Raw genomic sequence first — 13,557 nt, 5'->3', positions numbered from 1 at the left:
ATGGGTTAAACTCTGTTACGTTCTGTTGCTGAAATCCACAGATTTCGTTAACTTTTGAGGTCTTCATTTCGTAGAAACAGGTGCGATTGAAATACAACCATTAGAGTGATAAAACTAAATTTCAGACCAAAATGAACAAAGCTTTTAAACTTCTGATTCTCGTTACATTATTTTTGCAAAGTGATTTCATACATGCTCAAAACTTTGGAATAAAAGGCGGGCTGAACCTCGCAACCATGCTCTCGAAGGACAATGACAATCGGTATAGCGATAACTTTTCTGCAAATTCGGGGATCCACTTTGGTTTTACCTTTGAGTTTCCGCTAAATGATGTTCTATCATTAAGTCCAGAACTTCTGCTGACCAACAAAGGGCTGAAATATGATTTGGATGAAGATGAATCCAAAGTATCATCGGACATGAAATTGTATTACATCGATATGCCCGTAATGATAAAAACCAGGTACAACTGGGGGAATGACAAAAAGATATTTGGAGCAACAGGTCCGTACCTGGGAATGGGTGTAAGTGGAAAATCACAAACCACAACCCAATATCAAGGCGAAAGTGTTTGCGATAAAAAAGACATAGCGTGGGGCAGCAGTAAAAGTGATGACTTAAAAAGACTGGACTGGGGCTGGTCCTTTGCCGGCGGAATTCAGATTGAAGAAGTGGAGTTAAGCCTGTCGTACGATTGTGGCTTTGCCAACATAGCGGCCAACCAGGAAAATGGAACCATTGCCAGAAACCGGGTAGTAAAAATTTCCATTGCCTACCAGTTTGGGAAATAGTCAGTAAAAAGTTACCTAAACAAAAGATGCCGAACACACAGTGAGAAGAGCTTCAATTATGCTACTTCTTATATTTCATTTAGACCACTCTAAACCATATTTCCGTTCTCTGGTTCAGTTGCTATCATATTTTCTTAAGGCTTTCCGGGCCAATCGCAGATCAACATTATATAGCCCACCACACTGCTACTGAAAATTCGGGTATTCTGTTTTGCATTTCGCGCATAAGTTTTAGCAGTTGGCACACTTTCTTGGATCATGAAAAAGTGCACAAGCTACTTTTGACCGATTAAAAACAGAAACAAAGAAGAATTAAACAATGAAGTTCAAAAGATTTTTTCTTTTTATGGTGGCCGGAGTTATTGCATTTGCAGGATGTAAAAGTTCAACCGGAGAAGCGCCTCAAGCCGAAACAATTAAAAACGTTAAAGTAGAAACAATTAGTGATGGTGTTGTTCAGAATGCCATGACACTCAACGGAAAGATCAAGGAAAAAAGCCTTACGGCACTTTCTTTCCGGGTGGGTGGTCCCCTTGCCAAATTAAATGTAAAACAAGGCGATTATGTTCGCGCCGGGCAGGTGATTGCCGAAATCGACCAACGCGATTATCAGCTTCAGCTGGCAACCACCAAAGCCCAGTTTGAGCAGATTGAAGGAGAATACCAGCGCTACAAACAACTGATTGAACAAAAGAAAATTCCGGAAAACACTTTTGAAAAGATCAAATCGGGTTACCTGATGACAAAAACAGCTTTTGAGAATGCCCAGAACCAGTTGCTGGATACGGAGTTAAAAGCTCCGTTTTCCGGTTACATTTACGAGAAGTTTGTGGAAAACTACCAAACCGTCGGTGCCGGAACTCCCATTGTATCCATCATCGATAACTCGCATCTCGAAGTTGTTGTTTCTGTTTCTGAAAGCCAGCTAAACAGGGTAAAAAGTGATAAAAAGAGTTATGTAAATGTGGCCAATGCCGGGATCCAGCAGCTTCCTGTTCAGTTATTGAGCGTAAGCGAGAAAGCCATGCAGGATGGTTTGTACGAAGTAAAATTCTCGTTTGAAAATAAAAATGAACTGAAAGTTGCTCCCGGAATGACCGCTGAAGTGCACATTTTTTGCCAGACGGATGCCAATCAGTTATCGGTGGCTCAAACAGCCATCTTTCATGAAGATACAAGCACTTACGTTTGGATTTATAACACTGCAAACAGCAAAGTTGAAAAACGTTCCGTAAAAATTGATTTGGACGGCACACAAGGGCGGGTAAATATTGCTTCGGGCTTAAACAGTGGTGAGCAGGTGGTTACTGCCGGTGTTCACTACCTGGTTGAAGGGCAAAAGGTAAAACCGCTAAAAACACCTTCAGTAACGAATATTGGAGGGTTGCTGTAATGTTTGAAAAGCTTTTAAATCAGAAAGCCATGATTTCAACCATACTGTTCGCAGTATTGGTTGGCGGCTTAATAGCATACAACAAGATCGGGAAGCTGGAAGACGCTGAGATTCCGATCAAAGCAGCCACGGTAATTACCGTTTACCCCGGCGCAACAGCACACGAAGTAGAATTGGAAGTGACGGATGTCCTGGAAAAAGCCATTCAGAAGCTGGAAAATATTGATGACATAACTTCGGTATCACGTCCGGGCTTGTCATTTATTACCGTTAATATTCAACCAACCGTTAAAACGCCCCAGTTACCACAGCTTTGGGACCATTTGCGCAGAAAGGTGAACGATGCAAAAGGTTCGTTGCCATCGGGAGCAATGGAGCCCATTGTAAACGACGACTTTGCCGATGTTTACGGAATTTTGTACGCGGTAACAGCCGATGGATACAGCCATGAAGAACTCGTAAATTATACGGAATACATTGAACGTGAATTGCTGGGCGTAAATGGCGTACGGCGTTCGCAGATTTTTGGGGAGCACACGCAAACCATCGATATCGTTTTTTCTCCGGAACAACTGGCCGGACTGAGTGTAAACCCCATGTTTATTGCCGCAGCTATTCAAAACGAAACGGCCATTATCAACCCCGGCTCGGTGGTGGCAGGTACCGAATCTATCCGCGTAGGAGTGGGGCAGAAGATCTCCAGCCTGAAAGAAATTGAGAATCTTTTGATCCAGGTTCCCGGCGGAGGAAATTTTCGTTTGGGAGACATCGCTACCATAAAAAAATCGTACCTCGAACCGGAAAACGAAGCTTTGTACTACAACAATAAGCCGGGATTAACGCTGGGGTTGTCAAACGAAAGTGGAATCAACGTTGTAAAACTGGGGAAGTCGTTGGATGAAAAACTAGCCGAGCTTGAAAAAGAACTTCCTGCCGGAATTGAAATCAACCAGGTGTATTACCAGCCTGATCGTGTAGATGCTGCGGTAAAAGATTTTATGATGAACCTGGTCATGTCGGTGGGGATTGTAATTGTAGTGCTGATGTTTGCCATGGGGCTGCGTTCAGGATTACTGATTTCCAGCGGACTGGTGTTTACCATACTCGGAACATTGATTGTGATGCTTACCATCGGTTTGCCGTTGCACCGTGTAACCCTGGCCGCCATTATTCTTGCTATGGGGATGCTGGTGGATAATGCGATTGTGGTGGCTGACGGTATTTTGGTCGACCTGAAAGCAGGAATGGACCGGAGCAAAGCTTTTGTAAACACAGCTAAAAAAACGGCTTTGCCGCTGTTGGGCGCAACGGCTGTGGCCATCCTGGCTTTTCTGCCCTTGCGAATGTCGCCAAACGCAGCCGGCGAATTCCTGGCCTCGTTGTTCTCGGTGTTAATCATTTCTCTTTCGCTGAGCTGGGTATTTGCCATGATTCAAACACCCTTTAACGCCAAGTATTTCTATCGGAAAACACGGCCCAAAGGCGAACATGCCGAAGCTTACAATTCAAAATTCTACCAGATTTTCGGCAGGTTTCTGAAATGGGGTATCCGGAACAAATATCCCTTTGCGCTAGGATCGTTTGCCATTTTGATTTTTGCATTCTGGTCGTTCCGTTTTGTGAAAGTTGATTTTATGTCGAAAATCGAATACGACCAATTTTTTATTGAATACTATCTACCCCAGGGAGCCGACATAAAAGCGGTGGAAAAGGATGTGCAGAAGATTCAGCAACATATTTTGGAAATGGACGGCGTACATTCGGTTACCGCTTCGGTAGGCCGGCCACCGGCCCGTTACCTGCTGATGCGACATATGGAAACCGGTGGGGCTAATTACGGCGACATCATCATTCAAACTGACGATACGGAACGGGTACCGGAGATTATTCCTGAGATTCAAAAATACCTGGCTGAAAATTACCCAGATGCCTTTTTCAAAGTTCAGGAGTACGGAGCTGCTTTTGCCGATGCAGATATCGAAGCACAGTTTACCGGACCCGATCCTGCTGTTCTGAAAGATCTGGCCAACCAGGCAAAAAAGATATTCTTAGATGACCCCTTTGCTACCAACGTTACCGATAACTGGAAAAATCAAACAAAAAAGATTGTACCTGAATATTCGGTAGTTAAAGCTCAGCCATTGGGCTTGACACGTTCCGATATGGGAAATTCCATTCTGGTTGCTACCAACGGAATGCCAATTGGTGCTGTTTACGAAGGGGAAAGAATGCTTCCGATTGTTCTGCGCACCGACACCAAACTGGGCGACAATGTAGAGCAGTTGATGAATATTCCTGTGTGGGGGCAGCGCAGTGTGGCAAGTGTGCCGCTGTCGCAAATTGCCGACACCTTAAAAGTTACCTGGGATTACGAGCTTATAAACCGCCTGGATAACCAACGTTCGATAAAAGCACAATGCGATGCTGTTAACGGTCACACAGCGGCTGAAGTGCAGGCTAAATTCCAGGAAAAAGTGGAAGCCATTGAATTACCTGACGGATACGAAATGAAATGGGAGGGAGCCACTGCTAGTTCAAGCGAAGCCAACGAAGCGCTGTTTATGTTTCTGCCGCTGGCTATCGGCTTAATGGCGATCATTATAATTGGCTTGTTCAACAACCTGAAACAACCCATCATTATTTTCCTGATCGTACCATTCGCTTTTGTGGGAATTGTTCTGGGGCTGGTAAGTACAGGTACCTTCCTGACATTTGCCGGTATCATCGGGGCGCTTGGTCTGATTGGTATGATGATCAAAAATGCCGTGGTATTGCTGGATGAGATCAACCGCAACATCAAGGAAGGCAAGGATCGTTTGACTGCCACCATTGATGCTGCCTTGTCACGCTTGCGTCCGGTAATGATGGCTTCTCTGACAACCATTTTGGGAATGGCGCCGCTAATCACCGATTCAATGTTTAGTTCAACGGCCATCGTTATAATGTTTGGTCTGGCTGTTGGTTCAGTTATTACGCTTGTTGTGGTACCGGTTTTATATACCGTATTGTACAACGTCGACGGAAAAAACACAGTGCCGGCTACAGCCAACGTTTAGACTAAAATCGGGCTGCCCGGGAGTAGTGAAAAATTCAATTTAACAGGAAAACGAAAATGAAGAGATCAGTCAAAATCATTATAAGAACATTTGTATTATTGGTAACAACGCTTGTATTCGGCAATGCTTTGGGGCAAAAAGTGATGACGCTTGAAGATTGCCGGAAACAGGCAGTGGAATTCAACAAAGAACTAAAAAAGGCAGCTTTGCAGAACAAGGAAGCCAAAGTTAACCAGGAAGTGGCGAGAACGGCCTATCTTCCATCGCTGGGGTTTTCTTCTTCGCTGATGCATCGCCCGAATATGGATCCAATTAGTTTGCCTGGTTACTTTCTACCCACTGCCGCCAGCGAGGAAGATGCGTTAAACGGCAACTTTTCAGGAACGAGCAATGTATGGAAACCCGGGACTAGCATTGATATGAAAAGCCTTACGATGATCAACGGCAGTTTTACATTGAACCAGCCGGTTTATGCTGGAGGAAAAATCAGGTATTCCAATCAACAAGCTGATGCCGGTGTAGAAATAGCCGGACTGGCACTGAATCTGAAGTATTCAGAAATTGTGGAAGAAACCGACAATGCTTTTTGGCAAGTGGCAACCGTTCAGGAGAACATTAAAATTGCGGATGAATATATCAAAATGCTGACCGAGCTGGAAGATCAGATGAAAGCTATGTACGAGGTCGGACTTCAGCCTGCCAGCGAAAAACTTAAGGTAACCGTTCAGAAAAACGAGGCTGCCTTGAATTTGCTAAAGGCCAAAAACGGGTTGAAAGTGGCCAAAATGTACCTGAACCAGTTGATGGGACAGCCATTGGATGCGGATATTCAAATCAGTTATGAGGAGCTGAGAAACGTTCAGTTAATCAACTTTAACGACGGATTAAACCAGGCTGCGAACAACAGAAACGAACTAAAAATTCTGGAGAGGCAAAAGGAACTGAGTGAATTAGATGCTAAAATTACACGGGCCGATTATCTCCCAACGGTAGGAGTGAGTGCACAATACACAAGCTACTGGCTTCGGGATTTGTACGAAGACGTCGATTTTCAGCCCATGCTTGCGGCACAGGTATCTATCCCCATTTTCCAGTGGGGGCAGGGGAAAAAGAAAATGAGAGCCGCCCAATTGAAAGTGCAACAGGCCGAAACAGATTTGCAACATACAAATGATTTGATTAATCTTGAGGTCATGCAAGTTAAGGTGCAGGTTGAAGAGGCCTACGAATCCATTCTGATTGCGGAGAAAAGTGTGACAGAAGCCGAAGAAAGTTTGGATGAAACCCGTGCCAGTTTCGACGTTGGTTTAAATACCACCACCGATTTGCTGGGTTCACAGGCCAAATGGGCGGAAGCGAAAGCGCGTTTGACACAGGCTGTGGCCAATTTTGAAGTACTAAAAACCCGCTGGCAAAATGTTACCGGCAATCTTTACAAAGCAGAAGGGGAAAAATAGATCGATTTAAATGAAGTATACACACCAAAATAAGAAGGAAAAACCAGATCTGGCGCTGCGTTTGCCCAGCTATGCGGCTCCGAGTGTTATTATCAGGTTCACGGTTATCAGTTTGATCGCCACTGTGATACTTCATTTTATTGTTTATGTTGTTGATGGGCCTTCTGGCGTAAACCTGCGCATTCCGGCGGTTATTTATGTGGCTGTAATTATTCCTTTTAACCTGGCCGTGGAGCTGCAAATTATTCTGGACAATATCCTGGAACGCTTTCTTCCGGTTCCGACAAAAATGAAACTGCGTTTTATTTTACAGATCAGTGTCGGGTTTCTTTTTTTGATTCTGGCACACCGGGTTATCATGTATTTTATCGAACCCGAGTTGGGAGGCGAAAATTCACGCCCGGGTGTGATTCTTGGAATGGCTGCCGGTTTGATCTTTATACAAATGGTGGCTAACTCGCTTACCCTGGCACGGATAAGTATAAAATGGCTCAACTCGCAGGAAATCATTGCCAAAATGAAAAGAGAGAAACTGGAGATGGATTACAATTCGTTGCAAGACCAGTTAAACCCGCATTTTCTGTTTAATAACCTGAGTGTTTTAAAATCGTTGATCATATACGACCCGGAAGTTGCAGTGTACTTTACCGAGAATTTTACCGATGTTTACAGGTATGTACTTCAAAGTAAAAACAAGAAACTGGTAAAGTTGAAAGATGAGCTTGAGTTTATGAAGGCTTATTTTGCCTTGCACAAAGAACGGCTGGGCGAAGGCTTAATGCTCGAACACAACAACATTTCAGTTGAAGAACTGGACCGCGAAATTGCTCCTTTGACCGGTCAACTGCTGATCGAAAATGCCATAAAACACAACATAACAAGCAAGGAAACACCCCTGGAAATAACTGTTTTTGCCAAAGATGGGTATTTGTCAGTTTCGAATAATTTGAATCTTCGAACTACTTCGTATTCAACTAAAACAGGCTTGGGAAATCTGATCGGAAGGTATAAGATGTTGACCGAAAAACAAATAGAGGTTCACCGCGATGAGAAAAAATTCGAGGTAAAGGTTCCTTTACTGTAAGGACACATAAAAAGGCAGTGATTATGAGAGTGATTATAGTGGAAGATGAATTACATAACTACCGTTTGTTAAAAGGAATGGTAGAAACATTGCGGCCCGACTGGAACATTCTTGCAGGATTAGACAGTGTTAAAGAAACGGTAGACTGGCTAAAAAGCAACCCTGCTCCCGACCTGATTTTTATGGATATTCAGCTGACGGATGGAATAAGTTTTTCGGTATTCGATAGTGTGCAGGTGGATAGTATGGTTATATTTACAACTGCTTACGACGAATATGCACTCAGGGCATTTCAGGTTAACAGCATCGACTATTTGCTAAAACCAATTAAACTCGAAAAACTGGAACAGGCGATCGACAAATTTGAAACTCTTCTAAACGTTCAGCGCAAAAGCTCCGAAAGCAGACCTGATTATAAAGAACTGCTGGAAGCCATAATAAGGGGCGAACGGAAATACAGGAAGCGCTTCCTCATTAGCGGAGCTACTTCTTATTTTAAGCTGGATGTGGAAGAAATAGCCTGGTTTTATACTGAAAACAGGATAACAAATGCCGTTACTTTTAAAGGAAAAGAATACGCCATTAATTTAACCATCGAAAAGCTGGAAGAAGAACTTGACCCGGCTCAGTTTTTCAGAACCAACCGAAGTACCATTGTACACATTAATGCCATCCGGAAATTTGAGAACCACTTCGGAGGCAAACTAATTTTGCGTTTGATCCATCCTTTCGACGAGCCCATAATGATCAGTCGTTTAAAAGCCGCCGAATTTAAAGAGTGGATGGAGAATTAGTGCAACCAACCAAGTATTTAATGAAGAAAAGAGAACAACTATACGAAGAGGCCCTTGCCCTGATTGAAAATACAAGTCCGCTAAAAGAAAGCATCTTATACCATAATATTTATACCGTGAAAATGAACGGAGTTTACCCGTTTTCAACACGCGAAGATGTACTCGGGCTGGTCAAATTTCTGAACCACCTGTATTAAACGGTACCCAATTCACATACTTCATAAAGAGCATTAAGCGATTCGGGAAAGTATAATCGCGGACCAAACGATGTGAAAGCGATGATGCTTTTACCAACATAAATTTTAACTTGCAGTCCGGAAAAACTAAATCAAATCGTACCGATGAATCTAAATCGCCTGTGGCTCCTGTTAACAATGAGTTTGCTTCTGTTTGCCTGTACTGAAAAACAAACAACCGAAAAAACACGTCCCAATATTCTTTTTTGTATTGCCGACGATGCAACTTATAAACACATGGGCGCCTACGGATGCGACTGGGTAAACACTCCGGCTTTTGACAAGATAGCGCAGCAAGGCATATTGTTCGCGAACGCATATACTCCCAATGCAAAGTGCGCACCTTCGCGGTCGTGTATTGTTACAGGCCGCAACTCGTGGCAGTTGGAAGAAGCCGGTAACCACTGGAGTTACTTTCCGGTAAAGTTTAAAACCTATGCCGAAACACTGGAAGAAAACGGCTACTTTGTGGGCTATACTGCCAAAGGAGTGGCACCGGTGGTCGCAAAAACCGAAACCGGAGAAAACCGCTTACTGCTTGGTAAAGCTTACAACTCGGAACGTTGTACACCGCCTACCTCGCAAATTTCCAACATCGATTATGCTGCCAATTTTGAAAAATTTCTGAAGGAGAAGCCCGGTGACCAGCCTTTCTGTTTTTGGTACGGAGGCATGGAACCACACCGGCGCTACGAATACGGAAGCGGAATTGCCAAGGGAAACAAAAATCCGGAAGACGTAGATGAAGTTTTTCCCTTTTGGCCCGACAAAGAATCTACCCGGACCGATATGCTGGATTATGCTTTTGAGATCGAATACTTTGACACACACCTAGGTAAAATGTTAGCCGTTCTGGAAGAACAAGGGCTGCTGGACAATACACTGATTGTGGTAACTTCAGATAACGGAATGCCTTTTCCGCGGGTAAAAGGTCAGGCGTATGAGTATTCCAACCATCTGCCTATGGCGGTAATGTGGAAAGAGGGTATTAAAAAGCCGGGGCGGGTAGTCGAAGATTTTGTAAGTTTTATTGATTTTGCACCAACATTCCTGGAGGTGGCAGGAATTGAGCAAGAGGCTTCTCAAATGCAAGCCATTCAGGGGGAAAGTCTTACCGATTTATTGTATAACAAACGTAATTCTCAAAAGCGCGACTATGTACTAATTGGCAAAGAACGGCACGATGTGGGCCGGCCCGACGATGTTGGATATCCCATTCGCGGAATCAGAAAAGGCGATTATTTGTTTCTGCACAATTACAAAACAGATCGCTGGCCCTCCGGAAACCCGGAAACCGGTTACCTCAACTGCGACGGAGGTGCAACAAAAAGCCAAATACTGGCCGACAGAAGAGAGGCCGGCAGCAATCAATTCTGGAACTACTGTTTTGGGAAAAGGCCCGAACGTGAGATATACAACGTAAAGAATGATCCGGACTGTATTGTGAACCTGATCAATGAGCCATCGCTTCAACCGCTTATTCTGGAGCTAGAAAACCAACTAGTAACCGAACTTACAAAGCAGCAGGATCCCCGCATGCTGGGCAAGGGAGACATTTTTGACCGCTATCTCTATTCTTATAAAGCAGATGTTGATTTCTACAACCGTTTTATGCGGGGAGAAGAAGTAAATGCAGGTTGGGTGAATAAATCAGATTTTGAAAGTCAGGAACAAATGGAAATAATTTTGAAAAATATTTCCGCCACCAATTAGGCTGAAGATTTTACGTTTAACGAACCGTTTCCCAAACGATCTTGTAAGTGCACCACAAAGAAGGCTTGTTTTAAAAAATAAGCACGTGTATCTTTGCACAACTCCGTAAAAGCACGATTTGAATTTAATGAATGAAACTAAAATGTTTTTTAAGATGAGCTTATCAGGAAAAGGAGTATCAAAAGGTTTGTTTGTTTTACTGTTTATGGCCCCTTTGTTCTTTCATCAGTGCAAACAAAAGCCGGAGCCAAAACCCAACATTCTGTTTATTTTAAGTGATGATCATACCTCCCAGGCGTGGGGCATTTATGGTGGAATTTTAAAGGATTATGTACATACTCCCAACATCAGCCGCCTGGCCGAAGAAGGATGTGTGCTCGATAACTGCTTTTGTACCAATTCTATATGCACGCCCAGCCGCGGAGCAATTCTGACAGGGCAATACAGCCATCACAATAGAATATTTACGTTGGAAGATGCTTTGGAACCGGACAGTATGAACATTGCCAAGGTGTTTAAAAATAACGGTTATCAAACGGCTATTGTAGGGAAGTGGCACCTGAAAAAACAACCTGCCGGGTTCGATTACTTCAACGTTTTACCCGGCCAGGGAAGGTACTGGAACCCCATCCTGAAGAACAAAGAAAACTGGCAGGACAACTACGACGGAGGAGCAGAATACGAGGGCTTTTCGACCGATGTGATCGCCGGGCTCACCATGGATTGGATCAAAAACCGGGATAAATCACAACCGTTCATGATGATGTGTCATTTTAAAGCAACACACGAACCGTATGATTACCCCGACCGCTTTAAAGATTTGCTCGATAGCGTGGAAGTTCCCGAGCCGGCCACCTTGTTTGATTGTGGCCCCGAAACCACCGGGCGCTCTTTTGTTGGGCAGTCGATTGATAGGCTGGGAAAACGTTTCCTGGAAAATACCCAAAACCCGAATTACTGGGCGCAGTATCCCGATCTGCCTTTTATTGTGGATGGCTTGGATAGTGCGGCAGTACGTAAAAAAGTTTACCAGAAACTGGTAAAAGACATGATCAGAAGCGGGGCAGCCATCGATGACAATATCGGTAAGCTTTTGAATTTCCTGGAAGAAGAAGGAATTGCCGATAATACCATCGTCATTTATACCGCCGACCAGGGATATTTTTTGGGCGAGCACGGCTTTTTTGACAAACGCATGATTTTCGAAGAATCATTGCGCATGCCATTTGTAATACGCTATCCAAAAGAGATCAAGGGAGGCTCCAGAATCGACGATATCATTCTGAATATTGACTTTGCCGCCTTACTTGCCGATTATGCAGGTATCGATAAAACTGACTTTGTGGACGGAGTAAGTTTCCGGAATAACCTGAAAGGCGAAACACCCGAAGGATGGCGTTATCAAATGTATTATCGATACTGGCAGCACGAAGCCAACCGTCCGGGACATTTTGGCATCCGAAACAAAAGATACAAACTGGCCTTCTTTTACGGTCAGCCGCTGGATATGAAAGGCGCACAGACTAAGACTACACAACCGGCCTGGGAATTTTACGATCTTGAAAAAGACCCGAATGAACTGCATAATGCTTACAATGATCCCAATTACCTAAGTGTTATTTCTGACATGAAGAATGAACTGATGAAACTGCGCGAAGATATTGGAGACACCGACAAACAGTATCCCGAAATGGTGAGGATATTTGAAGAGTACTGGAATTAATAATTCATTATAACAGGAAAAGCCTTTCACTTTGTGAAAGGCTTTTTTATTTGGCATCATCGCATTTAATTTATGGTTTCGAAAATCCCAGATTCTCCTTTATGCGAAGTTCCAGGGTTTCAACCAATGTTGCAATAAAAGCGGCAATGCTTGTCCTTGATATAGCGGAGCCCATTTCCAGCTCACCATTGCGGCCATGAAAAGCCTTTCGGTTATCAGCGTTTGGCTGCACTATTCCGTTTGCCTCTGTCACTTCTACGGTGATTATGAGAAGTATAAAAAATTTGAGGCGTTTATTGAGAATAAGCTGACTTGATGTAAAGGAAGCTCATATATTCAGCCTTTTGAAAACAAAAAGCCTGTAAATCATCAGATATACAGGCTTTTGTTCTTTCAATTTGGTCGGGATGACAGGATTGTAACCCGGCTTTATTAGTGCCTTTGTATCAGTTTATTACTGAGGTTTTGTATTTCTGGTTCACCGTTTAGTTCACATTTTAAGAACTTTACTTGTTTGTATTAAAGATAGCAAATTTTGAAAAAAAATCAACGTGTTCTCGATTTAGTCTCTTATAAATTAGCCACTAATAGTGTGATTTGTAGGATTGCGTTTAATTAAAAAAAGGATTTAATTTAAAGGTATTAGAAGAAAAGTTAATCTGGTAGTTGGGATGTAGCGAGTAAAGGATGATTTTGTATTTTCGTTGGCGCTTAAAATCATGTACTTGTGGGGGGCTCTCGATAAAGGCTCTCTTTTTATTCAACAAAATAATTTTCTCAAACAAACATATGAAATTTGAATCATAGTTGTATGTCAGGATTCGAGCCTTATCCTATTAGTGGAATTATATCATTGGTTTATTTAAATCGTATTGTTACAGGTCATCGTTTAGTTTTGTATAGCTTAAGTATTTAAGATTGAGAATAACTGCAATGTGAGCAGGAAATAGTTCAGTAATATTTTGATATCTACAAACTGTGATGTTTCTTTTATTGATGTTTAATCCGGGTTAGTTCTCAGGAATTGTTGTTATTAAAAATCTAAGCCTGTGTATTACATGAATATAATGTCACTTTATAAACTGTGGCTATGATATATCAATTACGAGAAGTATGTGAAAATTAAAAATTAAAGAATCCACCCTCAAAGAAGGGGGACTTACAAAAAGGCCCCTATAAGGGGCCAAAGTGTCTTGTCCTAAAATAGGTTTACACAAAAAGTAAATTTATGTCAGGATTTATAGTTTATGATGAAAGCTTCAAGCGACGGGTAGTTGCTGAAGTTTTAACCGGGCAAATAAGCAAAGAAG

Annotated in this window: 10 protein-coding genes; 9 read left to right on the top strand and 1 reads right to left on the bottom strand. The window is 42.9% G+C overall.

Going from position 1 to position 13,557, the window contains the following annotated elements; all coding sequences use genetic code 11:
- The first annotated feature begins 131 nt into the window (after positions 1 to 131).
- From INQ51_RS21015 to INQ51_RS20975, 9 genes are all read left to right on the top strand, one after another.
- Positions 132 to 791: a porin family protein gene (locus tag INQ51_RS21015; protein WP_233379956.1), complete on the top strand. Its 660-nt coding sequence runs from the start codon at positions 132 to 134 to the stop codon at positions 789 to 791.
- Positions 792 to 1,110: 319 nt separating this feature from the next.
- Positions 1,111 to 2,184, top strand: a complete 1,074-nt coding sequence (locus INQ51_RS21010; protein ID WP_233379955.1) for an efflux RND transporter periplasmic adaptor subunit — start codon at positions 1,111 to 1,113, stop codon at positions 2,182 to 2,184.
- Positions 2,184 to 5,240, top strand: a complete 3,057-nt coding sequence (locus tag INQ51_RS21005; RefSeq protein ID WP_262909972.1) for an efflux RND transporter permease subunit — start codon at positions 2,184 to 2,186, stop codon at positions 5,238 to 5,240. The genes INQ51_RS21010 and INQ51_RS21005 overlap by 1 nt, the downstream gene beginning before the upstream one ends.
- A 56-nt stretch (positions 5,241 to 5,296) precedes the next feature.
- Positions 5,297 to 6,697: a TolC family protein gene (locus INQ51_RS21000; protein ID WP_233379953.1), complete on the top strand. Its 1,401-nt coding sequence runs from the start codon at positions 5,297 to 5,299 to the stop codon at positions 6,695 to 6,697.
- Positions 6,698 to 6,707: 10 nt separating this feature from the next.
- On the top strand, positions 6,708 to 7,781 hold the full coding sequence (locus INQ51_RS20995) for a sensor histidine kinase (RefSeq protein WP_233379952.1): 1,074 nt from the start codon (positions 6,708 to 6,710) through the stop codon (positions 7,779 to 7,781).
- Positions 7,782 to 7,804: 23 nt separating this feature from the next.
- On the top strand, positions 7,805 to 8,575 hold the full coding sequence (locus tag INQ51_RS20990; RefSeq protein ID WP_233379951.1) for a LytR/AlgR family response regulator transcription factor: 771 nt from the start codon (positions 7,805 to 7,807) through the stop codon (positions 8,573 to 8,575).
- A gap of 20 nt (positions 8,576 to 8,595) precedes the next feature.
- Positions 8,596 to 8,772: a hypothetical protein gene (locus INQ51_RS20985; protein WP_233379950.1), complete on the top strand. Its 177-nt coding sequence runs from the start codon at positions 8,596 to 8,598 to the stop codon at positions 8,770 to 8,772.
- 144 nt (positions 8,773 to 8,916) lie between these two features.
- Positions 8,917 to 10,524, top strand: a complete 1,608-nt coding sequence (locus INQ51_RS20980; RefSeq protein WP_233379949.1) for a sulfatase — start codon at positions 8,917 to 8,919, stop codon at positions 10,522 to 10,524.
- Positions 10,525 to 10,678: 154 nt separating this feature from the next.
- A complete protein-coding gene (locus tag INQ51_RS20975; protein ID WP_233379948.1) occupies positions 10,679 to 12,247 on the top strand; it encodes a sulfatase in 1,569 nt (522 codons plus the stop codon).
- A 70-nt stretch (positions 12,248 to 12,317) separates the two neighbouring features.
- Here the strand turns inward: INQ51_RS20975 and INQ51_RS20970 are convergent, their stop codons facing one another.
- Positions 12,318 to 12,500, bottom strand: a complete 183-nt coding sequence (locus INQ51_RS20970) for a hypothetical protein (protein ID WP_233379947.1) — start codon at positions 12,498 to 12,500, stop codon at positions 12,318 to 12,320.
- Positions 12,501 to 13,557 lie beyond the last annotated feature (1,057 nt).

The sequence above is a fragment of the Maribellus sp. CM-23 genome, assembly GCF_021354595.1.
Taxonomy (GTDB): Bacteria; Bacteroidota; Bacteroidia; order Bacteroidales; family Prolixibacteraceae; genus Draconibacterium.
This window is presented reverse-complemented; position numbering and strand designations above follow the sequence as displayed.

Bases quoted from the DNA above. Each gene is read 5' to 3' on its own strand.
- INQ51_RS21015 (WP_233379956.1), top strand. From the start codon at position 132: ATGAACAAAGCTTTTAAACTTCTGATTCTCGTTACATTATTTTTGCAA.
- INQ51_RS21010 (WP_233379955.1), top strand. From the start codon at position 1,111: ATGAAGTTCAAAAGATTTTTTCTTTTTATGGTGGCCGGAGTTATTGCA.
- INQ51_RS21005 (WP_262909972.1), top strand. From the start codon at position 2,184: ATGTTTGAAAAGCTTTTAAATCAGAAAGCCATGATTTCAACCATACTG.
- INQ51_RS21000 (WP_233379953.1), top strand. From the start codon at position 5,297: ATGAAGAGATCAGTCAAAATCATTATAAGAACATTTGTATTATTGGTA.
- INQ51_RS20995 (WP_233379952.1), top strand. From the start codon at position 6,708: ATGAAGTATACACACCAAAATAAGAAGGAAAAACCAGATCTGGCGCTG.
- INQ51_RS20990 (WP_233379951.1), top strand. From the start codon at position 7,805: ATGAGAGTGATTATAGTGGAAGATGAATTACATAACTACCGTTTGTTA.
- INQ51_RS20985 (WP_233379950.1), top strand. From the start codon at position 8,596: ATGAAGAAAAGAGAACAACTATACGAAGAGGCCCTTGCCCTGATTGAA.
- INQ51_RS20980 (WP_233379949.1), top strand. From the start codon at position 8,917: ATGAATCTAAATCGCCTGTGGCTCCTGTTAACAATGAGTTTGCTTCTG.
- INQ51_RS20975 (WP_233379948.1), top strand. From the start codon at position 10,679: ATGAGCTTATCAGGAAAAGGAGTATCAAAAGGTTTGTTTGTTTTACTG.